The following is a 25,605-nucleotide window of genomic DNA, read 5'->3' as shown; positions in this document are numbered from 1 at the left end:
TTAAACGCAAAGTCCGTATACATCTAATTGTATGCGGACTTTTGCTATTGATACAAGCATACAAAGGATAAACAGCATAAGAAAGGAGAGCTATAATAGACTCTCCTTTTTTGTTTACAAAAGATAAATAGGCATATTTAATCACCGCTCTTAATATTAGAATATACATAAAAATACCCTTTAGATTTTGAGTATCTAAAGGGTATTTCATTTATATTAGTATGTCTTATCTTATTATAAGAAGGAGATTTTAATCATTCTGATAAGGGATATTTTTGTATTCGCAAATTTCTACTAGTTTGCTTTTTACTGTTTTTACATCATCGTATTTTAAAGTAACGAGATCTATTTTTCTTTGTTTTTGTCCTCCATTCAGAGAGAAAGTAATGTAGCTGATACCAATATTTAAACTACTTACATTTGTCCAATCTATTGCAGATTTACTCTGTCCCGAGATATTCGGTTTAACTGTATTGTTATCGATTGAAAGTATAGCTCCCGAAACCCATAGGGTGTTGCTTAATAATAGTATTGCAGCAAGAATAAAAGTTATAAGCGAACTGAAAAATAATATACCATAACCACCGGAAATCCCTTCTGTAATACAGAAATAAAGAGCAAATCCTGTTAAATAAATACCTGTTATGATATTTATAGTTTTCTTAGTGGAAGAAAGCGTATTGTAATCAATAATTAATTCATTCATTGTAGTTTTATTTAAATTTATTACTACAAATATGAGAAATAATACTGATTTTATAGTGTTCTCTGAAATTATTCTTTGCAGATATCTTGAATAACAAGCCCTGCTAGGGTGAAGCCAAATGTAGCTGTGATATGAACCAGCGTACCATTGGTCTGAGCTTTCACGCTCGGATTGTCTTGTTTTAGTAATTCTGAGCTCTTTGACTCATCATGTTCATACTTCAGGCCTTTGTTCTCTAAAACTTCGTCACTATATACACATTTGAATTTTTTCCACGGTTTTTCTCCTTGTTTCATTTTTCGACGAAGGGCTGCAGCGAGCGGACAGCCTTTTACATTCCAAAACTCAGCAACTTTAATTCGGGTTGGATCCATTTTTAAGGCAGCACCCATCGAAGAAAATAATTTAGCTTTAGTCCGTGTTGCTGTGCGAATTAAATGTACCTTATGTTTCAGACTATCTATCGCATCAATTATATAGTCGTAAGATTGAAGGTTGAAAGAATCAGAAGTTTCTTCGCTATATACCTGAGCAATAATTTCTATTTCTGCATCGGGGTTGATGTCGAGCAATCGAGACTTTAATACTTCTACTTTACGCTGTCCAATAGTTTTTGTTGTAGCCATAAGTTGTCTGTTTATATTTGTCTCGCAAACTTTATCGGAGTCAACGATAGTAAGATGTCTTATTCCTGATCGAATCAGGCTTTCGGCACACCAACTACCAACTCCTCCTACACCGAATAAAATAACTCTTACCGAAGATATCTTGTTCATCAATTTGTCACCCAGTAATAGCTCTGCTCTCTTAAAGATTCCTTTTTCCTCTTGCATTCTTTCTATTTTCATTTTTTTAGGGGTACAAACTTACAATAAATATTTCTGATTTCATGTTAAGAAAATAATCATGTATCTTTGCTGCTCAAATAATTAACGTGTCATGGTACTCTTCTTGTGTTGAGACACCTATTATTAAGTGAATCTAGCTAAGAATACAACAAAATATTATCTTTTTAATTATGAATATATTATTATTAGGAAACGGAGGTCGTGAAAATGCATTGGCATGGAAGATTAAGCAAAGCGATAAGGTTCAGAAGCTTTATGTGGCTCCCGGCAATGCAGGAACTCATGAAATAGCTGTAAACGTAAACTTATTGCCCACTGATTTTCCTGAGATAAAACAATTCGTATTAGAGAATAAGATAGATATGGTTGTTGTAGGTCCTGAAGAGCCACTTGTAAGAGGAATATACGATTTCTTCGTCAATGATGATGATATTAAAGATATTCCGGTTATAGGCCCCTCTAAGATAGGAGCACAACTTGAAGGTAGCAAGGATTTTGCTAAGCAATTTATGATGCGTCATAATATTCCCACAGCCAGATATAAAAGCTTTACATTAGATGAATTGGACGAAGCTTATTTATTTTTAGAAGAGCTAGAGGCTCCGTATGTGTTGAAGGCAGATGGATTAGCCGCCGGAAAAGGTGTACTTATAATAAGAGATATAGAGGAAGCGAAACAAGAGCTAAAAGAAATGCTTTCGGGGATGTTTGGCGATGCTAGTAAAACTGTTGTTATAGAAGAGTTTTTGTCGGGAATAGAATGTTCTGTATTTGTGTTAACGGATGGAGATTCATATAAAATACTACCTGTAGCCAAAGATTATAAACGAATTGGCGAAGGAGATACGGGGCTGAATACCGGAGGAATGGGTGCTGTGTCGCCGGTATCGTTTGCTGACGATGTATTCATGAAAAAAGTAGAAGACCGTATTGTTATTCCAACAATAGAGGGGCTGAAAAAGGATAAAATTGTATATAAAGGATTTATATTCTTAGGCTTAATAGAGGTCAAAGGGGAACCTATGGTAATTGAATATAATGTACGTATGGGTGATCCTGAAACTGAAGTTGTCATGTTGCGGATAAAGTCTGATTTTGTTTCTTTGTTAGAAGGTGTTGCAACAGGTACATTGGAAAGTAAATTGTTGGAAATAGATAGTCGCTATGCTGTTACCGTGATGCTTGTATCGGGTGGTTATCCGGGAGACTATGAGAAAAATAAAGAAATGTCGGGTTTGGATAAGGTAAAAGATAGTATCTTATTTCATGCCGGAACAAAGCTTGAAAATAATAAGGTGTTGACAAACGGAGGACGTGTTATTGCAATAAGCTCATATGGAGAAACCAAGGATGAAGCCTTGTCTCTATCCTTCAAGAATGCAGATGTAATATCTTATGATAAAAAATACTATAGGAAAGATATAGGTTTCGATCTCAAATAAAATGGCAGCTATTCCTAGATTTTATAAAAGTCATATTGCGGAAGGAAAGGGATTTCTTATAATCTCTATTATTTTCGCAGTATGTATGAGGATAGCATTTGTAGTATCATCAAATGCTATGCCTTCAAATATGGAAGGAGGGTATCTTTGGCAACTGCTCGATTTCTTTTCGGGTAATCCATTATATTCATTGGCAGGTAGTAGTATTATTGTATCTGCAATGGCTGTATTGACTGCTCATATCAATACTGATTTTGTACTGATAAGGCGGAGGACTCTGTTGCCTCCCGCCATTATAATTTTATTGTTTAGCTGTCACCCTTCGTTGGTGTGGATATCTCCGGCGTATATTGGGGTATTATTCATGCTTTTTACAGTATCTATATTATTCGCCTCTTATAATCACTCCGAAAGATCTGTCGCTGCATTTAAAATAGCGTTTATGCTTTCTTTAGGAAGTCTGTTTACGCCTTTTTTATTACTCTTTGTTCCATTAACATGGATTGCCCTTGTAATAATGAGGTGTTTTAGTTTTAGATCCTTATTAGCATCCTTTTTGGGAGTCTTTATAGTATATTTCCCTACATTCTCTTTTTATCTTCTTACGGACAATCTAAACGAATTTCTTTCTCCTTTTCTACATTATAGCAGTTCTCAACAGTTAGTTATGTTTCCTTTTCTCCGTTTTGATATTGCTATATGGGCTTCTCTTATTTTTATAATTCTTTTTTTGAGTATTATCATTGGAGATAATTTTCTTAACAGGCATAAGGATAAAATAAAAATAAGGGCATATTTATCGTTATTGATATTTTTCACAGTCTTATCTTTGTTGTTCTCTATCTTTATAAATATAACACCTCAAGTGAGTCTGTATATTTTTATGGGAGTGGGATCATTCCTATTATCTCATTTCTTTGCACTAGGAGAAACAAAGGGGACAGTAGTACTATTTTATATATTTATAGTGGCTTGTTTGTTGTTTAGCGGCTTATCTTTTCTCCGATAGTAAAAAAATTACCAACAAATGTTTTTGTAGTTCAATTTTATCACGTTGATACAAAGTTTCTTAGTTTCTATCATGGTTTGAGTGATAAATCTTCTGGTAGTTTTTTTACTCAAAAACTTGCTAGTCTCGCTAAAAAGCAGTAATATTGCATCCGATTTCGGGATAACCTCCGAAAATCAGGTCCTATAGCTCAGTTGGTTAGAGCATCTGACTCATAATCAGGGGGTCCCTGGTTCAAGCCCAGGTGGGACCACTTAAAAATGAAAGAGTTACAGTTTCTACTGTAGCTCTTTTCTTGTTTTTAGACCTATGGTTTAGAGGGTTTTTGATAAGGTTTGTAAACCAACTGTAAACCAGAAATTGACATGAGTTGTACAGTTAATGTGTTGTGTTACAAATCAAAGACACTTTTAAATGGAGAGCATCCTCTTATGATTTGTATATCCAAAGAGAGTAAAAGAAAATATCTTAGTTTAGGAGTGTCTATACTACCTCAACATTGGGATGCTGAAAAGAATAGACCTAAAAGAAATTGCCCTAACAAAGACCTTATTCAGAAGCTTATTAATGAGAAGACAAGCCTCTATACTGAACATATATTAGACCTTAAAGCGACTAATAGAGAGTTTACAATAGCCAATCTGATAGACAAAGTTAATGGTGTATCAAACAAATGTACAGTTCAACAATTATTCGATATACACATTGCACAATTAAGACAGCAGGGAAGATTAAAATATGCATCGACTTTCAAAGAGCTAAACAGCTCTCTAATAGATTTTAACCATCATTTAGATATACTTTTCTCAGATATTGACACTACTTGGCTAAAGAATTATGAAGTTTGGTTAAGACGTAGAGGTCTAGCAGAAAATTCAATTGGAGTTAGATTTAGAACCCTTAGAGCCATTTATAATAGGGCTATTGAAGATAATATAGTCAAACAAGAACATTATCCTTTCAGGAGCTTTAAGGTGGCGAAATTACATACAGAAACCATAAAGAGAGCCATAACAAAAGGTGAGATAGAAAAGATAATAAGCTACCAAAGTGATAATAAATACACAAGGCTTGCAATAGATCTATTCTATTTTTCTTATCTATGTGCAGGAATAAATTTTAAAGATATTGCTTATCTAACGAGGAATGATATAGTTGACAATAGACTTATTTACACCCGAAAGAAGACTAAAAAACTTATCAAAGTTCCATTGCAAGCAAAGGTTTTGAATATCATACAAAAATATGAGGGAGAAGCTAATATATATTTATTCCCTATCTTATCAAAAATACATGAAACAGATATACAACAGGCTAATAGACTACATAAGGTAATGGCTAAAATCAATAAAAGTCTAAAAATAATAGGAGAAGAATTAAAATTACCGATCAACTTAACAACGTATGTTGCAAGACACACATATGCCACTGTTTTAAAACGGTCTGGAGTAAATACTTCTATTATAAGTGAATCTCTAGGGCATAGCTCTGAGAAGATAACTCAAATTTATCTAGATAGTTTTGAAAATAGTCAGATTGATGAAGCAATGAAGAATTTATTATAATCAGAGATTGCTGTTTCTTATCGGAATGGTCTTACTTAGTTGATTTAAATATTATTATATGAGGAGTGATATTTGCAGCAAAATACGAATATTCACTTCTCATATTTTATTACTTTTGTTAAAATGTCAAATTGTTTTTCCCAGCATAATGGATAAGATTCGTTGGATTAAGAAGTTGTTAGGTTTAGGTAATAATAGTTATAATGAGATTTCTCTAAAGGGTTTAAAGACAAGCAAGATAGTTGTTACTTTTGCCACATCAGGACACTATGCCATGTTAGCAAGTAATTTTGACCTTGATATACATTTACAGCAATACCCACCTTTAGAATATGGCTTTGATGAAACAAAATATAATTTACGTTTTGATCCTGATAAAATAATTTACATATTGGGTTTATTAAGCTCTATTCCTGCCAGAAATAAAGATTTGATAAGAGAGGATGGATTTGTGCCTATCAATGCTAGAAGGCTTAATGAAAAGGTAACAGATTACAGGTTTTATCTTGACTATCTGGAAAGTACAGGCGTGATAGAATGTGACCCTTATTACTTGCCAAAAGTTCATTCAAGGGGCTATAAATGGGCTGAAAAATACAACAACTCAAAACCAAGAATACATTATTACAGAAAAGCATTTGATAAAAAAGGTAATTTAAAAACGGTTAACCCAATATATGTAAAAAAAGATAAAGCAGGAAATGACGAAAATACTATACAAAACTATCCCTACTTGACATATTGGTACGAGCAAAAGAAAATAAATCTTGACTATGCTAAAGCAGAACTGTATGCAGATTTACTTTTGAACAAAAAAAATGAGTTAGGCAAAGAAAGTTGGGATTTAAATAAAGATACAGGTAAAAAGAAAGACCCTAAAGACCAATATAGAGCTATTTTATATAACCTTGAAGCCCTCAAAATCCACAATTTTAAAGCTCAGATTGACAATAATGTGCATCGCCTACATTCTGCATTAACCAATATGCAAAAGGATTACAGAAGCTTCTTAACATACGATAATCAACAGTTAGTTGCCATTGATATTAGTAACAGCCAGCCTTATCTTGCCTGTTTATTATTCAACCCTGAATTTTGGAGCGAAAACTCAAAATTACCAATAAACATCCACACTATACCTAATAATATAAAACAACCTTTTCTATATATAAATCCAACTGGAGAGTCCCTCTCCATTATGGTGGGAAATTTACTTCAAGGATTACAGGTTAATATTTTTGATGAATATAAAGATATTGTTGCATCAGGGCAAATGTATGAAATGATAGTAAAATGGGTTAAAGATGAAAAAAATATTGAAATTAATAGAGGTATAGCCAAAGTCGCAATGTTCCAAATTTTATTTTCAAGTAACTGGAATAATCCCAAAGATGAAAATTACTGGCTAACTAAATATTATAAAGAGAAATTTCCATCAGTAATGAACGTATTCAAAATAATAAAAAAGACTATTCCAGAACTAAACGAAGAAAAACCATACGCACGTTTAGCATGCCTATTACAGGCAATTGAGAGTGAGATTATACTCCACAGATGCTGCAAAAGAATATGGGCTGAAACAGACCGACAAGTCCCTGTTTTTACAATACATGATTCAATTGCAACTACAGTAGGCAATGATGGATATATATTCAATATTATGATGGACGAATTGGCTAAGTGTATTGGTATAGAGCCAAAACTCAAGCCTGAGCCATGGAATTATCAAAGCAAAGATTTAGACCAAGAGATTATGGCAAGAATTACTCCAAACCTCAACTAATCGTACAAAAATCGTAATACTATCCAATAGATTAAATTATATGTTCTATTGGATTTTTTGTATTTGAATACAAGATTATTCATATCCTCATCTTTGTTTAGTAATAGGAGAATACCTTCATGCACTTGTAATCTTATATATTAAACTAAATATACTGTGCGCTTGTGAGCCATGTAGACATAAACACACCCCCGCCATGTTATGACAAGAGGGGTTAGCCCCCATGATGTTTAACTAAAGCTGTGCAATTATGGCAAATAATGCTGTAAACGGGTTTATTTGGATGCTAATTGGCATCGTAGTGATTCTTATAAAGTTTCTTTTAGCTTATATCAAGTCTAGGAATCGAAAGTAATTACTGAATTGAAAGAATTTTATCTTTCATTATGATAGGAAAAAATTAGTCCACGCCAGATGTTAAGATTTTTATTATTCTTTAAATGATTTGATAGTCGCCAAGAATTTATATTTTTGTAAAAACTATAATCGTTGCTTATGGATAAATAACAAATCAAGACATAATTAAATATGAAGCGTTTGCTTCGTTGCTTAGTAATCAGAAAATAGCCAATTTCAAACAACTACAAAAGCAATGTAAGTAGATGTTCACGTTTAGGCGTGGACTTACTTATTTGTAGTTGTGGGTGTTTGGCTATACCTCTGATTCAATAAGGCAAGTACCACGCCTTATTTTGTGGTACAGAGAGATGCTGAAAACTCTGAGAGTAAGCCAAACATAAAATAATTATCCTATGAAGGAGAAAACATTATTAATTACCATCTTTACACTAAATTCAATTCTTGGTTTTTCACAAATCAATAAGTATGATAAACAATCTTATGCGACTTATCAACCGTTAAGTCCCAATGAGATACTTGCCCCTGCAATGATGATGAAAGAACGATATGATAACAATGCCTCAAAAGTTGATGCTTTGATTGAAAGCATCTTTGAATTGAGAAAGCAAACTGATGATGAAGTGTTTTTGAAGGCATTGGATAAACAATATCAAAAGCTTAAAGGGTTTTATAATATGAACTTGGCAGCTATGGATAATCAAATACGAGAAGTTCATTTTGCTATTTTAGAAGAGGTTGATAAATACAATAGGAAAATAAAATCACAGAGTAATACTCCAAAGAAAAAAGACACATCAAACCTTAGAGGTTATCAAAAAGTATATGATTATTCACCAATACTAGAAAAGCCTGAAATGTCCTCAAATCAGGTAGGAAAATCAGTTAATAATATAGTTGAAATCATAGCCCCACATAATAACAATTTTTATCTGGTAAGAAGCGGTAATATTGAAGGATATATATGGATTGGTTGGTTTAAATAAATGAATTAAAGAAAATGTACATCTGGCTTTTATTTAATATTGTGGTTGGATGTACAAAATAAATCAAATAGTATTAATCAAAGTTTGGTATTACAACAATATTGTAAACCTACAGTAAACCATGAGTTACATAAAGATATATAATTTGCTAACAATCAGTTATTTATTATATATTTTAAATCTGACTCATAATCAGGGGGTCCCTGGTTCAAGCCCAGGTGGGACCACTTAAAATGAAAGAGTTACAGTAGAAACTGTAACTCTTTTTTTGTTTTAATGCCCTTGTTTTAGTAGTGTTTCAATGGGTTTTGTAAACCAACAGTAAAACCACAAAACAATTTTGTAGAGAGGAAAATAAATAATTCTAAACTTTCTCTTTATCAGAATATAGAAGTTAAGATTTCAATTTTACAAGCATTTTTGCTTATTTGAATAAGTGCAACTATCCTTATACTTAATGAATACTTTATGATTTTATATTGACCGATTCCACAGGTTGCTTCTTTATGCTATCCAAAGGCATACTGTGATATTTTACATTTTCAAAATCAATGGTCTTTAGGTTGATGCAACGGATATTACTATTATACATAGTTCGATAATAGATGATACAATTTTGTGTATCTGTGGCCACTGTAAACTGAGTAGCACTTGGTACATCAGCTGATGCTTTTCCCCATAGTTGTTCTGTACCTGTTGGAATATCGAAATTATTCAAAATATGAAATGCCTGGAAAACACTTTCCTGTGCAGACTGTTGTTGTGGAGCAGTCAATTGGAAAAACGTAGCACGAACAAATCGAGATGGAGGAGTAAAATCTCCCGGAAGTCCTAACAAACCGGTTCCATGTCCGAGCGACTTCGTTTGCAAAGGGCCAAAATTATGTCCTGGAGGTGTGCCGGGTTGTAAATTTATATAATTATTCAAGTTTGTCCAGTGCCATTCTAAGCCCGGTGAATTGGTCAATACTCCCAAAGGATTATCATAAAAATGCATGATTTCATCTACTATCTCAAATACGATCTGACGCCCCGATGGTTCAGTGAATCGCCAATGTACAGTGGAAGACCGAGGATCAATATTCGTAACACGTATATTTTTTAGTTTTTCTTTAACTTCATCTACAGTTTCACACTCACCTAGTACATAAGATACTAATTGGAAATCCGCTAAGTTTCTTTCTTTTTGGGATGGATCATAAGAGGGGTATTTTCCATAATTAGGGAAATAAAAGAGTCCGGCAGACAGACCTTTTTCATTGACACCTTCCACCATAAATTCCTTTTGCTCTACCGACAAACCTATAAATCCGTATTTGCTAGTAAATTTCATTCCATCCATTCCGGAAGGTGTGAGCGACTGAAGCTGCTGATGGCGAGGAACAACCACATACATCGTATTCATAACACTTTCAGCCCATTCAATAGTACGTGCGGCAACGACACTTCCATCGCTACTTTTTAATGTGATACCTGTACAAGCATTTATTGACGCTTGTAATTGTAAAACAAGTATAGCCAGTAAAATTAATGATTGTTTTGAGTTCATAGTTAACAATTTTAGTGTTTCAATAATAAAACAATTGAAAGACAAAAACTGTTTAATGTGAAATTTTAATTGCCTTGTAATCAAACGCTATAGCATTCGGTCGCCCACGGCTAATATTGATAGAGAATATATTCTTGTTTTATATATCCAATAGAAAAGTTTGTTGTACTTCGTATCAATTACTTTGTTTGATTTACCATTTGTATTGTACCATCAGCATTATAATAAAGCTTATCTACACATACTGATCGTAGCCAATCATTAAATTCTCCATTTTTTTCAGATAAGGAACTATCATGGTAGAAAGAGTACCACTGACCTTTGTATTCTACTATCGATCCATGGTTCGTATAGCTATTTGTTGGTTCCATATAAATGCCCTGAGACTTCCAAGGTCCTAGTGGACTATTGCTCGTTGCATATCGCATGCGATTGTCTCCTTTTACTCCATCATTCCAATTGTTATCATGATTGTCTGAATAAGATAGATAATAAATACCATTACGCTTGTGTACCCATGCCGCTTCATGGAAATCATAAAGACCTTCCATCTTCTGAAGGCTACCATCTACTTCCATCATATTGTCTTTGAGCTTACCTCCGAGGCATATACCACCACCACCTTGATATATGTATGCTTGCCCATCATCATCAATAAATACATTCGGGTCGATATGAGCCTCCATTCCTTTTACGTATCCTTGTACCACAAAGTCTTTTGCAGGAAATTTACTTGTTGCCACTCCAATTTTCCAACTTTTGTCCCAATCCGATTCGCTTGGATGCGGAAAATAAAAATAATACGTGCCGTTTTTATAAACACAATCGAGAGCCCACATAAAACCCCCTTCAGGTCTACCCCAGGATACTTGAGTCGAGCGAAGTATTTCGCCATGATCTACCCAGTTTATCATATCATCTGTAGAGAATACATGATATTGATCCATCAGGTCGCACCCTTGAGGCGGGGCGATATCATGCGATGCATATACATACAGACGTCCATCATTCCATACCCGAGCCGAAGGATCAGCAGTATACATTTGTTTTATAAACGGATTTTTCTGACTATAGCTATTGCAGGATAACAGAGAAAATACAGCGATGTATAGGGTGAAGAGACCTTTTTTCATTTAGGTTAGTGTTATGAATTATTTACGACTTATTTATTTTCTATTTGCTTTTAGTATGAAGTCAACAATGGGTGCAGGATTAGAAAGACTATGTGGGTGATGTTTGAAGCCATCCTTCATCATTACGGTGATATCTCCACCCGCTTCTTTTATTTTTCTTTCAAACTCGATCGTTTGACTTGGAGGTACAGCTTCATCCTGATTGGCACAAAGTATAAGAATAGGGTATCTTCCATTTACTATTTCTTTTATCTTATCTATTGGGCTTCCTTTAAATGTACGTATATCCGCTTTCCTTTTCAGATTGTATGCTTGTATGAAGTTTTCCGTCATTTCATCTAAATCTCCATTTCTATCTGCTAAATAGCGGAAGTCGAGCAAAGGATTATCTACGTATATGCAACTAACTTTATCCGGATTGGCCGCTGCCCAGCAAAATGAATACATTGCACCACGGCTCATACCTTCCATTACACTTTTTTTTGATAAACCTGCATTGCTTGACAGTTTGTAGAATTCACTCCATATAGAAAGTGCTTCCTCATTTCCCATCAGTTCGGCAACATCGCAGTATGCCAGATGATAGCCCCTTTCGAGTAGAGCTATATCCGTTTGTGGCTCGTGTGCCCAGAAGCGGGCGCGCCATATCCACGGTTTTCCCTGAGCTGTAGTTTTAGGTTTAACAACTTTACAATCACGACCTCTTAACTTAAAATCTATCGATACGTATCCTTTGAAATTATTTATAGTATGTGCTGTTTTTAGTTTCGCCAGAACATCAAAAGATTTTTCTGTTTTTAATGTAATTTGCTCATATAACCTGCTAGCAATAATTCTTGAGCCTTCGTCATTCGGATGTATCTTGTCCGGAAATAAATCAGGTCTGTTTATTAATAACGAATGCATATCCAATACTTCTATATCTTCATTGTATGCTACCTGCTGAATAATTGGAATAATATCGTTCACAATAATGGGATCCCATATTTGGTTCGAGTCTGTTTCGAAGGAAACAAAGGGAAGCATCAGGATAATTCGTGGTTTTGATGGCAGACTTTTAAAGGATTTTACCATATCGCTACAATCCTTTGCAAACTCATTCATGTAAACTCGATTAATAGCTTTGGCGTCATTTCCTCCTAGATCAATAAACACGATATCAGGATTGCTATCTAAAGCTTTCTTATAGGCTTGGGTATTCCAATAGGGATGATCTCCATTGCGAAGCATGGTACAACTACTTATTCCACAATTGATCACTTCGTAATTATTACCTAAAAGGTGTGCGAGCTGTGCTGGATACGAATCTCTTTTCGGATCAGTTGTTAACGCCCCCTCCGTAATACTCGCTCCCACGCAGACTACTTTTGTTTGAGCATTAACTATTATCTGAGAGATAAAAAGACAGAGAATAAGTATATATTTCATGCTGTGCATTTATTTCCTTTTATATTAGCATGGAGGAATGAAAATCAAAAGAGTAAGTCAGACCTTCTTAAATCTTTCTTGATACTAAAGCTTAATGTTCATTTCTTCACCTTGATATAGAATTTCTTTATCGGTTTGTGAAGTAATATTTATGCTTTTTCCTTCCTCTATTACTGTAATATTAAAAGATCTGGATTTCAACATGCCTGGAAATTCTCCTGCTCTCTTTCCTATAGTCAATACCCCCGTTCTGTCATTCCATTTGATTGTAATTGTTGAATAGATCCCTTTTTCGTAATTATAGTTGTTGTTCTCATCCTCATATAGTACAAATTCAGCATTTTTTCCGGGATAAACAAATAGCTTAAGATTATCCCATTTTCTTTCCTCTGCATATTGTACTTTCGGGCCCCATGGGAGTATAGTGCCCGCTTTTATATATAGTGGAATAATATCTATTGGTGCTGCTTTGCTGACTTCCTGTCCTCCGTTAAGCTTTTCTCCTGTCCAGAAATCATACCAGTCGGCTCCTTCCGGCAAATATACTTTTCGAGATTTTACTGCATTGAAATCTTCTACAATGCTGCCGTTTATACGGTTTACATACATCGAGTCTGTTACAGGTGCAACTAGTATTGACTTACCAAACATAAACTGATTATCTATATTATGTACTTTTTTGTCTTTAGCAAAATCCATGCTTGAAGCTCTCATCATAGAGCCTGCATTTGCTGTAATGTCATGACCAATAGAATACATATATGGCAAGAGGCTATAACGAAGATTGATATATTTCTCCTGAGCATCATAAGCCCAATCTCCTTTTTTGCCGAACAGATATATCTCTCGGGGAGTATTTGTTCCATGCGAACGCATCATCGGCGTAAATGTAGCGAACTGCATCCAACGCACATATAATTCATGGAATGCTCTATCTTCAACCCCTTTCGGATAGACACGCCCTGCCCAGAAACCTCCTATGTCTGTGTTCCAGTAAGGAATTCCGCAAAGAGAGAAGTTTAGGCTTGCCGAAATTTGATTGCGAAGCACCTGCCAACGAGAATCGATATCTCCCGACCAGGAGTTTGCTCCATAGCGTTGCTGTCCTGCAAAGGCTGAGCGGGTAAGTATATATACGCGCTTTTCTGACATCGTCTTGCGTTGGTTGTCGTACACACCACCAACAGATGCCAGTGGATAAGCATTTGCTACGTCTCTGTATGATCCAAGATGTGTAGTCTCATTAAAAGATTTTTCACTCACATTATATTCTGGCTCTGTGGCATCTAGCCACCAACCGTCCATACCGATAGAGAATATATTTTTATTCATGAAATCCCAATACACTTGGCGACCTTCGGGATTGAATGCATCATATACTTTTACTCCATTGTCTTGAGGAAATGTATCGAAGTTGAATAAGAGTTTCTTGCTTTTCAGTTCTTTATGGATATTTGTATTCGGACCAAAGGATGGCCAAACGGAGATGGCTATATGTGCATTCATTTTGTGCACATCGTCTATCATTTTCTGAGGATTAGGGAAAGTCGGATTTCCAAATTCTACAGCGTTCCACTGCTTGTTGTCAGTGCTCCAGTATTGCCAGTCCTGCACAATGCCGTCAAGAGGGATGTTTAGACTGCGGTATTTTTTTACTACATCCAGTAGTTCATCTTGCGATGTGTATCGTTCGCGGCTTTGCCAAAATCCATATGTCCATAACGGAAACATTGGAGCCTGCCCTGTCAATTCTCTTATCTGTGCAATGACACCATCAGCATTTTGTCCATACATAAAATAATAATCAATACATTTACCCGAAGCTGAAGTAAAAGACAATCCTTCTGCCGAATCTTTATACATTGTAGGGGAGTAATTATCCCAGAAAATAGCATATCCTTTTACCGAATGAATAATTGGTATTGCTATTTCCGTATTTCTCTGGCGAAGCTCTATCTCTTGTCCGCGTTGATTCATATGTCCTTGTTGATGCTGTCCCAGCCCGTAAATGGCCTCTTGTTTATCTAATAGAAATGTTTGTTGTACTTCGTAAGACTTACCGCTCTCGTAGTTTTTTTGCGTAAAGATGGAAGAGCTATTCTTCTCTGCGATAAAAGGTCTCGTGTCAGTACCATTAAATAATACATCTCCGGTCTTGAGGTTTAGGGTAACAATAACCTCTGATGAAGTTAATGTTATCACATTGTTATATTCTTGTATTTGAAAATTTGTGCTTTCAGGTTCTTTAATCACCGAGAGGCTTTTTTTGTTTGGGATTTCTCCCTGTGGATATTTTAAAATCCTTATGATTTTAGAATTAAAAAATTCAATTTCAATGTTTGTTGAATTTACATCAGCCTTGATACCTTGAGATGTACGCTGATAATTTTGTGCAGCAAGCTGACTGCAAAAGGTGAGAATGAAAAGTGTAATGAGTGCTTTTTTCATGATTGTATTGATTTTTATATTCTCCCTGTGATGTTTTATATTATTTAGCATCACAGAGAGAAATGACTTTTTATAGTTTCTCGGCTGAAGGTGGAGCTTGGTTTGCTCCCCATGCTTTATTCGCCTTGTTGCCCATTATTAATACAAGCTTGCCGCCATTTTCTATATCCGAATGATTGAACCAAGGTTTGTTCCACTCTTTTCCGTTGAGCGTGGCCGATTGGATATACTTGTTGTCTTCGGAATAGTTTTGAGCTACTACTTCAAATACTTTACCATTGCTCAATGTCATACTAGCTTGAGAAAACATGGGGCTTCCAATATTATAAACAGGCATACCCGGAGTAACTGGATAGAATCCCATCATAGAGAATACCACAAAAGCAGATGTTCCTCCTCCGTCTTCATCGCCGGGAACGCCCATCAGGTCGTTTCTAAACCACTGCTTCAATAAAGTATGAATACGTTTCTGTGTTTTCCACGGTTGTCCGGCATAGTTGTACAGATAAGGAATATGAAGGCTTGGTTCGTTGGCCATAGAGAATTGTCCTACATTTCCTGTATGATCGGGCAATTGTGCATAAAATTCGTATTTGCCACGTCCAAGAGGTTCGTTAAAAGTTTGATCCAGATTTTTTATGAATTGTTCGTTTCCTCCCATCAGACTTACAAGGTCCCCCACATTATGAGGTACATCCCAACGATAAACCCAGCCGTTATTTTCTCCGTAATAATCTCGTGCACCCATGCCTCCCGAGAAGCGGTAATCGAACGGTTCTATAAATTTCCCTTCTTTATCTTTCGGGTGGAAAAAGCCTGTTTCTGCATTGTAGACATTTCTATAGTTGTAAGAACTCTTCAGATAATACTTTGCTTCATCTTCTTTTCCCAAGGCTTTGGCTATTTGCGACAAGCACCATTGATCGTATGCAGTGCCAAGGGTTACGGCTATCGGTTGTCTTTTTTCGAAAGGGCTAACATTTGCTACCGTTTCTTTTTCGCCCGGATATAACGCCGGAATATATCCTTTTTCTTTATAAAACTCATCTAGCCATCCGGCAGGAGCTCCCGACCATGGAATAAGCGTTTTTTCTTCGATTCCTTTTTTGCATGCGATATATGCCTTTTCCAAGTCAAAACCTTTTAACCCTTTTGCATAGCCATCTATAACTGTAGCTACAGCATGGTTCGAGTTCATCCGGCGAGAATCGCCTGTAATCTCAGGGAAGGTAGGCATCCAGTTGTTACCCATTTGTTCAGCCATCAATAAGTATGAATTAATGATATTCACTTCTTCCTCAGCATCGATCATTACACGCAAAGGATGAGTCGCACGATATGTATCCCAGATCCAGTCGTCAGTAAAGAACGGTTTACCCGCGTCTTCATGTACTTTCCCGTCGAAAGCACTAAAGTAACGACCGCCTTCGCTGATGCATACCGGACGTTCATAGCAACGGTAGAGAGAAGTATAGAATACCGTTTTGTCTGTATCATTGTCTCCATTAACCTTGATTTTGCCTAAAGCGTCATTCCATATTTTGCGGCCTTTATCGGCCAGCAGTTTCACCTCATAATCTTTTTGTTCTCTGCGTAGGTTATCTTTTGCCTGTTCTTCACTGATGAAAGATACCCCGTAGCGTAAGCGCAAAGTTTGTGCATTATCTCCATAATATAATACGACACAGGCATTGCTGCCTTCGGCACTTTTTTCTTTGTCGTTGATTACATTGTCTTTCAATACTCCTGTAAGTACAGGGCTTTGTTCTGTTTCCAGATATATATAGACATTCGTATTATTCGCCAGTTTTTGGTATCCGCTTACTGTATTTCCGTCTGTCCTTATCGCTCCGTTACGCGAATTGAGTATCAGGTAAGCAGGAGTGTTGGGCAAAGTATAGTCTATCTGATAAATAGCGGATTGGTGAGAAAGTGCGTATTGGATATGCGTTTGTTGATCGTCCAAGTCAACCTCATAACTGTACGGCGTGATCTTTTCACGATCGTAGCTGTAGGATATAACAGGTTTTATTTTGGCTTTATCACCCTGATAAGGACTCAGGTTGAAGGCCGAACTACCTCTGTGACTAGTAATAATCAGAGGCAAGCCTTTAATCATATCACTTGTAAAATCGGCACGTTCGGGGTAAACCCGAAGCATACTGTTGGGCAGATGGATGGTCGGATAGGTGGGTACCAATAGGTGACTGATGTTTCCCATATAAGGGTTTACATAATCTACCGGCTGCTTGTTGACACCGCTGTTGTTACTAGCTGTACAAGCTGATAAAATAGAAATAAAAACAATGGTGAATGCATTTCTAAGCTTCATGATAAGTTTTAATTTAAGTTGGCATTTATTTAATTTCGAGTACAAAGTAAACATATACCATTCGTATAAAGAATTAAGATTTATATTTTCTATTCAAAGAATGTTTATTAACATATATGTCGAAATAATTTTATCTCCGGATTTATGATATTTTTCATTGGTATTAATGATTATGATATTTTTATATCACAAAGTAATGTGAGGGCAATTAAAAAAATACGTCGCTAGGTGTTAATAGGAGTATTAAAATGTAATTAAAATGCGATATTAACCGATGATTACATGAAAAATGGGTCTTTTTTGATGCAAAAGCAGTAAAATTTGGGTAATCTCCTTTTTTTAATAAGATATTAAGTCTGCATTAATTTGATTTTTAATATATAAGCTTTTTCTTTGTTCTCGAATGAATACTTGTAAATATCATGAAGAAATACCTTTTGTTTTTATCAATTTTTACTTTAAGTACTATTTTTTGTAAAGCTGAAGACACTAAGCTTTTCTATAAGTGTCCGGCTAAGGAGTGGGTAGAAGCATTGCCTTTGGGAAATTCTCGGTTGGGTGCAATGGTTTTTGGAAATCCTGCAAGAGAACAGCTCCAGCTCAATGAGGAAACGATGTGGGGAGGAGGGCCTCACAGAAATGATAGCCCCAATATGTTAAAAGTGTTGGATGAGGTGCGCTCTCTTATCTTTGCCGGAAAAGAAAAAGAAGCAGAGGCTTTGTTGGAAAAAAATATGAGAACTCCGCATAATGGTATGCCCTATCAAACAATAGGAAGTCTATATTTAGATTTTGCAGGACATAATAAATATTCTAATTATTCAAGACAGCTTGATTTGGCTACAGCTGTAGCTACGACAAAATATACCGTAGATGACATTAATTATACTCGTGAGATATTCTCTTCTTTTACTGATAATGTAATTGTTATGAAAATCACAGCTGATAAGGCGAATAGTATTAGTTTCACAGCAGGATATGACTCTCCTGTAAAAGATTATAAAGTTCAAGCTAAGGGGGATAAGCTTATTCTCAAAGGTATGGGGGCAGAACACGAAGGAATAAAAGGCGTGATTCGGTTCGAAAACCAAACTCAAATAAAAGCTGAAGGAGGGAGTGTAAAAGTTGAGGGTAACAAACTCTCAGTAAAAGCTGCCAATTCGGTTATTATCTACATTTCTATAGCCACTAATTTTGTAAACTACCAAGATGTGAGTGCTAATGAATCAACTAGGGCTACTCATTTTTTGAAAACCGCAATATCGAAGCCCTATGACAAAGCGTTAGCAGATCATATAAAATACTATAAAAAACAATTCGATCGGGTCTCATTAGATTTGGGAAAATCGGACAGTATTCTTGAAGAAACAGATGTAAGAGTTAGAAACTTCAAAGAAGGAAAAGATCAAAGTCTGGTTACCCTACTTTTCCAGTTTGGGCGTTATCTGCTTATTAGTTCATCCCAACCGGGAGGGCAACCAGCTAATCTGCAAGGAATATGGAATGACCAATTAGTGCCGCCTTGGGATAGTAAATACACTATTAACATCAATACGGAGATGAACTATTGGCCTGCAGAGGTTACCAATCTAAGTGAAACACATCAACCTCTTTTCCAGATGTTAAAAGAGTTGGCGGTGACAGGGCAGGAGACTGCAAAGGTAATGTACAATGCGAATGGCTGGGTTGCGCATCATAATACGGATCTTTGGCGTACTACAGGTCCTGTAGATGGAGCATTTCATGGTATGTGGCCTAATGGAGGGGCATGGCTGAGTCAGCACATGTGGCAACATTATTTATATACAGGAGACAAAAATTTCTTAAAAGAAGCATACCCTGTGCTAAAAGGTGCAGCAGATTTCTTTCTCGATTTTTTGGTGGAACATCCTACATATAAATGGATGGTAACATCACCGTCTACCTCTCCCGAACAAGGCCCTCCTGGAAAAAATACGAGTATAACGGCAGGATCTACGATGGATAATCAAATTGTATTTGATGTGCTTAACAATGCTCTGGAGGCATCCAAAACCTTAGGCGTAAGTGATGAAGCGTATAATCAAAAACTCGAGAATATGATTTCTCGCCTTGCACCTATGCAGATAGGGAAATACAATCAATTGCAGGAATGGTTGGGAGATTGGGACGATCCGAAGAATGATCATCGTCATGTCTCTCACTTGTATGGGTTATACCCAAGCAATCAGATTTCGCCATATTCACATCCAACGCTTTTTCAGGCGGCAAAAAACTCACTTCTCTATCGTGGAGATATGGCTACAGGCTGGTCGATAGGTTGGAAAATTAATTTCTGGGCACGTCTGCTCGATGGTAATCATGCCTATAAAATTATTTCGAATATGCTATCTTTGGTAGAGCCGGGTAATAACGATGGGCGTACTTATCCGAACCTGTTTGATGCCCATCCGCCATTTCAGATAGATGGAAATTTTGGATTCACTGCGGGGGTAGCAGAGATGCTTCTGCAAAGTCATGATGGAGCAATACATTTACTACCGGCTTTGCCTGATAAGTGGAAGAACGGAAGTGTTAAAGGGTTAGTGGCTCGCGGCGGTTTCGAAATTTCATCGATGGATTGGAGTGATGGTGAGATCTCTTCTGTAACAATTACATCTAAACTAGGCGGAAATATGCGCCTTCGCTCTTATGTGCCATTAAGCGGTGATGGATTGCAGGAGGCAAGAGGTATGAATACTAATCCGCTATATAAAACGGCTGATATAAAAGAGCCGTTGGTATCGAAGGAAATAAATCCTCAATATCCTCTGTTGTATAAAGTTTACGAATATGATATAATGACTCAACAAGGTCATTCTTATACCTTTAAGAGAGGAAAGTAAGTTTTCCTGTAGTAGATTAAAAGTGTTTTTCGCTATCAATATTATTCTCTTTGTCATTCCTAAATGTAATGAAGAATCTCATTTTCTTGAGGATATTAAAAACTGACAAGGAAATAACGAAAAACACTTTTAATCACTTACTTACTATATTATAATTTACTGTGTTTCTTTATCCAGTCCAGCATCAAATAACATCCCGGAGCATATACGTTGCCATGATCGAATCCTTGTAGCTCATATAATACAACATCTTTGTTATTCAGCGATTTTAGAATAGCTTCTAAATGCGCATTTTCTTCGTATCTGGCTGTTAACTCGAGTTTACGATCACCTGTAATTAGTAAAGTGGGAGGGATACCGGTTCTTGCCTTATTCAGAGGAGCGTATTCGTCAATAATTGGGATATTATATGGTATGCCTCTTTCTTTTCGGATGGTGAAATGTGTATTTGTTTGTCCACTAATAGGTATAAGTCCTTTTATCTTATCGGCATCTACTCCATATTTTTCAAGATAACTTTTATCTAAACCGACCATCAGGGTCAGATATCCTCCTGCCGAATGCCCCGATACATAAATATCATTGGTGCTGCCTCCGTAAGATGCTATATTATTGAATACCCAGGCAATGGATGCCGCAGCATCTTCGATATAAGCCGGATTTGTTGCTTTTGGGCTCAGACGGTAGTTAACAGCTACTACAGCAATACCTTTATTCTTTAGTTCGTTAGGTATTCCTTTTTCTCCACCTTCGAGTCCTCCGCCGTGAAACCATACAACAACAGGGAAATCTTTCTTATTTACGGGATAATATACGTCGAGCTTGCAACGCTCCTTTCGATAATTATCTTTTTCGTTCGGGCTGATATAAGATATATCTTTATCCGTTTTATATTCGTTACTAACAGAATTTTGTGCAAAGATTGATATTGCACATAACCAAAAGATCAAAAAAATACCTTTTTTCATGACATGAATTATATTAAGTAGAAGAATTTGTGATAAAGGTATAGATTTTTAGTTTTTTGATAAAATAAATGGGAATAAACACAGAGTTAATAAGAGTATAAAAAATAAAAGCGGGCATCCCTGACCACTTTTATCTTTAGATTGATTCCTCAATCTTACTGAACTTAACTTATTAACTTATTCCTATCTTTTGTTAGTATTATTCTTATTTTCAGGTTTTCTGACTTTTATATATAGAGAGTCTTTTGATTTATCTTTCGAAACAAAATTATATACAAATTATTTCGTAGAAAATAATAATCGATAGAAAGGGCCGAACTCTCGACAAAAGGATGAGATATTTCTTGTGAAAGCTGATAGTAAGTAGTATGTATATTCTAAAAAAGTCTTGGTATCTATGGGCTTTGGATGGAGAACGATCTATTCTAATTTCTCCGTAGAACATTTATGTCTCCACCCATACTTTTACGTCTTCCTTTCGAGTTGGTATACTCTATCACGTAATAATAGACGCCGGTAGAAACATATTTGCCGTTGTGTCTTCCGTCCCAACCTTTCGATGGGTCGTTCCATTGATATATTTTTACACCCCAACGGTTGAAAATGGTACACTTAAACTTCACGATGGATTTGTAGTAAACCTTAAACTCGGCATTTGTAGTTCCTCCGGGAGAAAAAAAGTTAGGGGCTTTAATGTCAGATTCTTCTATGTTAAGTTCTAAAGTGCTTATATTAACGCAGGTTGCGGACTGATCGGCATTATTAGCCACTTCGAGTTTAACGATGTAATTACCATCTTTTTCGAAGGTGTATTTTTTTACATCACTACCTGTATAGCGTACAATATAGTTTGCGGTATCTTCCTTGTTATATATACTCCATGTATAGAAATAAGCTGCATCACTTCCCCGTCCATATAAGTTGACTGTGACAGGTGCAGAACTTCCTATTTCCCCATTATTTTTCCCTTCTTGCTCTGCTACAATATGTCCTTCTACAGCAATAGCATTGTACTCTTCCGAACTCTTCTCATGTGGTATCTTGAAGTATTCTGCAAATTGATCCCCCTTAAGTTTGAAAACGGTGTTCATTAAAGGTGCATCTATTGTTTCTTCAGTATCTATATTTAAGGTTCTTATGCTTTTTATAAAAGCCTTGTTGTTTTCGTCCCATTCTTGAATGTCGTAGCTCACAGTATACTTTCGGGGGATTTCTCTTCTGCTTCCGTTTGTTGTATAGAAGAATAGTTTATCTTCTGTTTTTCCAACTAGTAATTTAAGAAATTGGCATTTGTCATCATTTTCTCGGGCTTCGATGGATCTTAATATTGATTTATGTTGGTTATAATCAATAATCCAAACAGCGCTTTTGGCAATATTATTGTCTTCTGCAAAATAGCCGTATCCATCTTCCAGATTTGATACAGTATATGTAGAGTTTCCGTTGATAGATGTTATTGAGATATCGGAGTCCGGAATTTGTGTTTTATTTCCAAAAGATTGTTTGTATTTGTAAAATCTGACCGAAATAGCCGATGAACTATACTTTATTGTAGCGCCTGCAAAAGTGTTGAATAGATATACTTCTTCTATGCCTGTACCGGTAAGGCTTTGACCTGATTCTTTTTTATAAGCGTAAGGTGTTCCCAACCCTCCAGAAACTGTATAGGTTTGTGCAAATATTGAGGTCGTAAAAACCAATAAGGTTATTAAAAAGATAGACTTTCTCATAAGTATATTCGAAGAAAGGAAAAACCCTCTATCTTTTAACGGACAGAGGGTTTTCTTATTTTATATTTGAAGTATATTCTTTTGCTCTACCCTTTTTTAGGCTTTTGCATGTAATAATACTCCCATTTTTTTGAATATTGATTCTATTTTCTCAAAAGCAATGTCTACCTGCTCTTTTGTGTGCGTAGCCATCAGTGAGAAGCGAATCAAAGTATCGCTTGGCGCAACAGCCGGAGATACTACAGGATTTACAAATATGCCTTCTTCGAAAAGAAGTTTTGTAATCAGGAATGTTTTCTCATTATCTCTGATAAATAGAGGTATAATAGGTGTAGATGTGTGCCCTATTTCAAATCCGCGCTCACGGAAGCCATCTAATGCATAATGCGTAATATCCCACAATGCTTTTATTCTTTCCGGCTCAGATATTATGATATCCAATGCTGCGCTGGCTGCAGCTGTTGCAGCAGGAGTAGCACTCGCGGTAAAGATATATGGACGGGAATTGTGACGTAGATAATCAAGTATTATTTCGTTACCTGCAATGAAGCCGCCAATCGAAGCTAGCGATTTACTGAAAGTTCCCATAATGAGCTCGACATCATCGACAAGTCCACATTGATCGACAAGTCCTTTTCCACTATAATCGCTTCCTAACACACCTAGACTGTGTGCTTCGTCAACCATTACACTTGCATTATATTTTTTTGCTAATTCAATTATTTCAGGAAGATGTGCCACATCCCCTTCCATACTGAACACACCATCAATAACGATTAGTTTAACCTTATCCGGTTCACATCTTTGAAGTTGCTTTTCCAAAGAATCCATATCGTTGTGACGGAACTTAAGTTTGGTAGAATAAGATACTCGAGCACCTTCTATGATAGAAGCGTGATCCAATTCATCCCATAAGATATAATCTTCACGTCCGGTGATACATGAAATAACACCTTGGTTTACGTTAAATCCTGTGGAGTAAACGATAGCATCTTCTTTTCCAACAAATTTAGCCAGCTTTTTTTCTAGTTCTACGTGGATATCTAATGTCCCATTCAAAAAACGGGAACCGGCCATGCCCGTTCCGTATTTTTTAGTAGCATTGATTGCTGCTTCTTTTACTTTTGGATGATTAGTAAGCCCCAGATAGGCATTTGACCCGAACATCAATACTTTTTTTCCGTTGATAACAACTTCTGTATCCTGGTCGCTTTGGATTTCTCTAAAATAAGGGTAAATACCTGCAGCTCGTGTATTTCGTGCTGCGTCATACCGATACAACTTATCAGTTAATAGACTCATATTAAACTTATAACAAATGTAATTATTATAGCTGCATGTAATAAAATCACGTTATTTCACTAAAATGCAGGCTGCAAAAATAGCTAAAAAAAATAAGATTGTAATCATTTTGAATTAAATATTTAAAAAAAGGACTATTTGACCTAATCTTGTGTGGCTTCAGGTAAAGGTATATCGCTTTTTTTCTTAAATTTGTAGCTTGGTCTATAGTGTGTCTTGTGTACAAAGTGTATCGACGCACCATCAGTAGTAGCGTGATCAAAAAAATGAATGGTTAAGAAGAAAAAGAACAAACATGATATATGGAAGCGGTTACATTTCAAGTACCGTCTTTCTGTAATGAACGAAAATACACTTGAGGAAGTATGGAGCATAAAGGCATCCATGTTTTCAGGGGGTGTGTTGTTTTTGTTATTTGCTATATCTCTCGTTACTATTACCTCGTTTCTTATTATCGCTACACCTATACGATATTATCTGCCCGGATATCTCGATGCTGAAGTCAGAGAAAAGGCTCTGAGAGCTGCTATCAGGGTTGATTCGCTACAGCAACAACTCAACTATCAGGAGGCATATATCAATAATCTGAAGAATGTTTTTACCGGCGTTCTGGATGTTGATTCTGTGAAAATAACCGATACGATATCCGTTTCGGAAAATGATCCGTTGTTGAAAAGGACAGAGAAAGAGAAAGTCTTTGTAGATCGCTATGAAGATAAAGAGCGGTATAATTTATCCGTTATCTCTCCTACTGCTTCGGGACCGATGGAAGGAGTCGTTTTCTTTAAGCCATTGAAAGGATTGGTAATTAGTAAATTTAATCCGTCAAACGACCGATATGGTATTAATCTGAAAGTAGCATCTCAGGAAACTGTTTTGGCAGTACTTGAAGGTACAGTTGTTTTCTCGGGTTATGATTTTACAACAGGATATACTATGCAAATTCAACATAAAAATGGGTTTGTCTCAATTTATAAGAACAATACGTTACTTCTAAAAAAAGTAGGGGATAAAGTTCGTACCGGAGAAGCGATTGCCGTTATCGGTGATGGCAAGGCTAAAGACAATGCTGATTTAGTTCTCGGCTTTGAGCTTTGGTATAAAGGAAATCCTGTAAACCCTGAAGATTATATAGCTTTTTAATAAAAGCCCAGA

General features: G+C 36.1%; 17 protein-coding genes and 1 tRNA gene. 8 read left to right on the top strand and 10 right to left on the bottom strand.

Annotation, left to right across the window (positions count from 1 at the left end; genetic code table 11):
* Nucleotides 1–250 precede the first annotated feature (250 nt).
* Nucleotides 251–706 carry a hypothetical protein gene (locus tag BGO84_RS09795; protein WP_291028976.1) on the bottom strand — a complete coding sequence of 152 codons (456 nt, stop codon included), beginning with the start codon at nucleotides 704–706 and terminating at the stop codon, nucleotides 251–253.
* Nucleotides 707–774: 68 nt separating this feature from the next.
* On the bottom strand, nucleotides 775–1,554 hold the full coding sequence (locus tag BGO84_RS09790) for a tRNA threonylcarbamoyladenosine dehydratase (protein ID WP_006844488.1): 780 nt from the start codon (nucleotides 1,552–1,554) through the stop codon (nucleotides 775–777).
* A 170-nt stretch (nucleotides 1,555–1,724) separates the two neighbouring features.
* Between BGO84_RS09790 and purD the strand changes: the two genes are divergently transcribed.
* From purD to BGO84_RS09760, 6 genes are all read left to right on the top strand, one after another.
* Nucleotides 1,725–2,996, top strand: a complete 1,272-nt coding sequence (gene purD / locus BGO84_RS09785; protein WP_291028975.1) for a phosphoribosylamine--glycine ligase — start codon at nucleotides 1,725–1,727, stop codon at nucleotides 2,994–2,996.
* 85 nt (nucleotides 2,997–3,081) lie between these two features.
* Nucleotides 3,082–4,005, top strand: coding sequence for a hypothetical protein (locus tag BGO84_RS09780; protein WP_291028974.1), 924 nt, complete (start codon nucleotides 3,082–3,084; stop codon nucleotides 4,003–4,005).
* A gap of 179 nt (nucleotides 4,006–4,184) precedes the next feature.
* Nucleotides 4,185–4,258, top strand: a tRNA-Ile gene (locus tag BGO84_RS09775).
* Between the two features lie 112 nt (nucleotides 4,259–4,370).
* On the top strand, nucleotides 4,371–5,570 hold the full coding sequence (locus BGO84_RS09770; RefSeq protein ID WP_291028973.1) for a site-specific integrase: 1,200 nt from the start codon (nucleotides 4,371–4,373) through the stop codon (nucleotides 5,568–5,570).
* Between the two features lie 148 nt (nucleotides 5,571–5,718).
* The gene (locus tag BGO84_RS09765; protein WP_291028972.1) at nucleotides 5,719–7,353 is read left to right on the top strand and encodes a hypothetical protein; all 1,635 of its coding nucleotides are present in this window, start codon (nucleotides 5,719–5,721) and stop codon (nucleotides 7,351–7,353) included.
* Between the two features lie 752 nt (nucleotides 7,354–8,105).
* The gene (locus BGO84_RS09760) at nucleotides 8,106–8,696 is read left to right on the top strand and encodes a hypothetical protein (RefSeq protein WP_291028971.1); all 591 of its coding nucleotides are present in this window, start codon (nucleotides 8,106–8,108) and stop codon (nucleotides 8,694–8,696) included.
* 466 nt (nucleotides 8,697–9,162) lie between these two features.
* On the opposite strand, the gene BGO84_RS09755 is transcribed toward BGO84_RS09760, so the two are convergent.
* The 5 genes from BGO84_RS09755 to BGO84_RS09735 form a co-directional block, all read right to left on the bottom strand.
* A complete protein-coding gene (locus BGO84_RS09755; RefSeq protein ID WP_291028970.1) occupies nucleotides 9,163–10,245 on the bottom strand; it encodes a choloylglycine hydrolase family protein in 1,083 nt (360 codons plus the stop codon).
* A gap of 179 nt (nucleotides 10,246–10,424) precedes the next feature.
* Nucleotides 10,425–11,378, bottom strand: a complete 954-nt coding sequence (locus tag BGO84_RS09750) for a family 43 glycosylhydrolase (protein WP_291028969.1) — start codon at nucleotides 11,376–11,378, stop codon at nucleotides 10,425–10,427.
* 33 nt (nucleotides 11,379–11,411) lie between these two features.
* Nucleotides 11,412–12,806 carry a GDSL-type esterase/lipase family protein gene (locus BGO84_RS09745; protein WP_291028968.1) on the bottom strand — a complete coding sequence of 465 codons (1,395 nt, stop codon included), beginning with the start codon at nucleotides 12,804–12,806 and terminating at the stop codon, nucleotides 11,412–11,414.
* An 84-nt stretch (nucleotides 12,807–12,890) separates the two neighbouring features.
* Nucleotides 12,891–15,254, bottom strand: coding sequence for a TIM-barrel domain-containing protein (locus tag BGO84_RS09740; RefSeq protein WP_291028967.1), 2,364 nt, complete (start codon nucleotides 15,252–15,254; stop codon nucleotides 12,891–12,893).
* Nucleotides 15,255–15,324: 70 nt separating this feature from the next.
* Nucleotides 15,325–17,586, bottom strand: coding sequence for a GH92 family glycosyl hydrolase (locus tag BGO84_RS09735; RefSeq protein ID WP_291028966.1), 2,262 nt, complete (start codon nucleotides 17,584–17,586; stop codon nucleotides 15,325–15,327).
* A gap of 422 nt (nucleotides 17,587–18,008) precedes the next feature.
* Between BGO84_RS09735 and BGO84_RS09730 the strand changes: the two genes are divergently transcribed.
* The gene (locus tag BGO84_RS09730) at nucleotides 18,009–20,450 is read left to right on the top strand and encodes a glycoside hydrolase family 95 protein (RefSeq protein WP_291028965.1); all 2,442 of its coding nucleotides are present in this window, start codon (nucleotides 18,009–18,011) and stop codon (nucleotides 20,448–20,450) included.
* Between the two features lie 149 nt (nucleotides 20,451–20,599).
* On the opposite strand, the gene BGO84_RS09725 is transcribed toward BGO84_RS09730, so the two are convergent.
* From BGO84_RS09725 to BGO84_RS09715, 3 genes are all read right to left on the bottom strand, one after another.
* Nucleotides 20,600–21,418, bottom strand: coding sequence for an alpha/beta hydrolase (locus BGO84_RS09725; protein ID WP_291028964.1), 819 nt, complete (start codon nucleotides 21,416–21,418; stop codon nucleotides 20,600–20,602).
* Nucleotides 21,419–21,843: 425 nt separating this feature from the next.
* On the bottom strand, nucleotides 21,844–23,148 hold the full coding sequence (locus BGO84_RS09720) for a gliding motility-associated C-terminal domain-containing protein (protein ID WP_291028963.1): 1,305 nt from the start codon (nucleotides 23,146–23,148) through the stop codon (nucleotides 21,844–21,846).
* 96 nt (nucleotides 23,149–23,244) lie between these two features.
* On the bottom strand, nucleotides 23,245–24,450 hold the full coding sequence (locus tag BGO84_RS09715) for an aminotransferase class I/II-fold pyridoxal phosphate-dependent enzyme (protein WP_135103410.1): 1,206 nt from the start codon (nucleotides 24,448–24,450) through the stop codon (nucleotides 23,245–23,247).
* 270 nt (nucleotides 24,451–24,720) lie between these two features.
* On the opposite strand from BGO84_RS09715, the gene BGO84_RS09710 reads away from it, so the two are divergent.
* Nucleotides 24,721–25,593, top strand: coding sequence for a M23 family metallopeptidase (locus BGO84_RS09710; protein WP_135103411.1), 873 nt, complete (start codon nucleotides 24,721–24,723; stop codon nucleotides 25,591–25,593).
* Nucleotides 25,594–25,605: the final 12 nt, after the last annotated feature.

The sequence above is a fragment of the Dysgonomonas sp. 37-18 genome (assembly GCF_001899125.1).
Taxonomy (GTDB): domain Bacteria; phylum Bacteroidota; class Bacteroidia; order Bacteroidales; family Dysgonomonadaceae; genus Dysgonomonas.
Note: the sequence above shows the minus strand (reverse complement) of the source record. Positions and strands in the feature narration are given on the sequence as shown.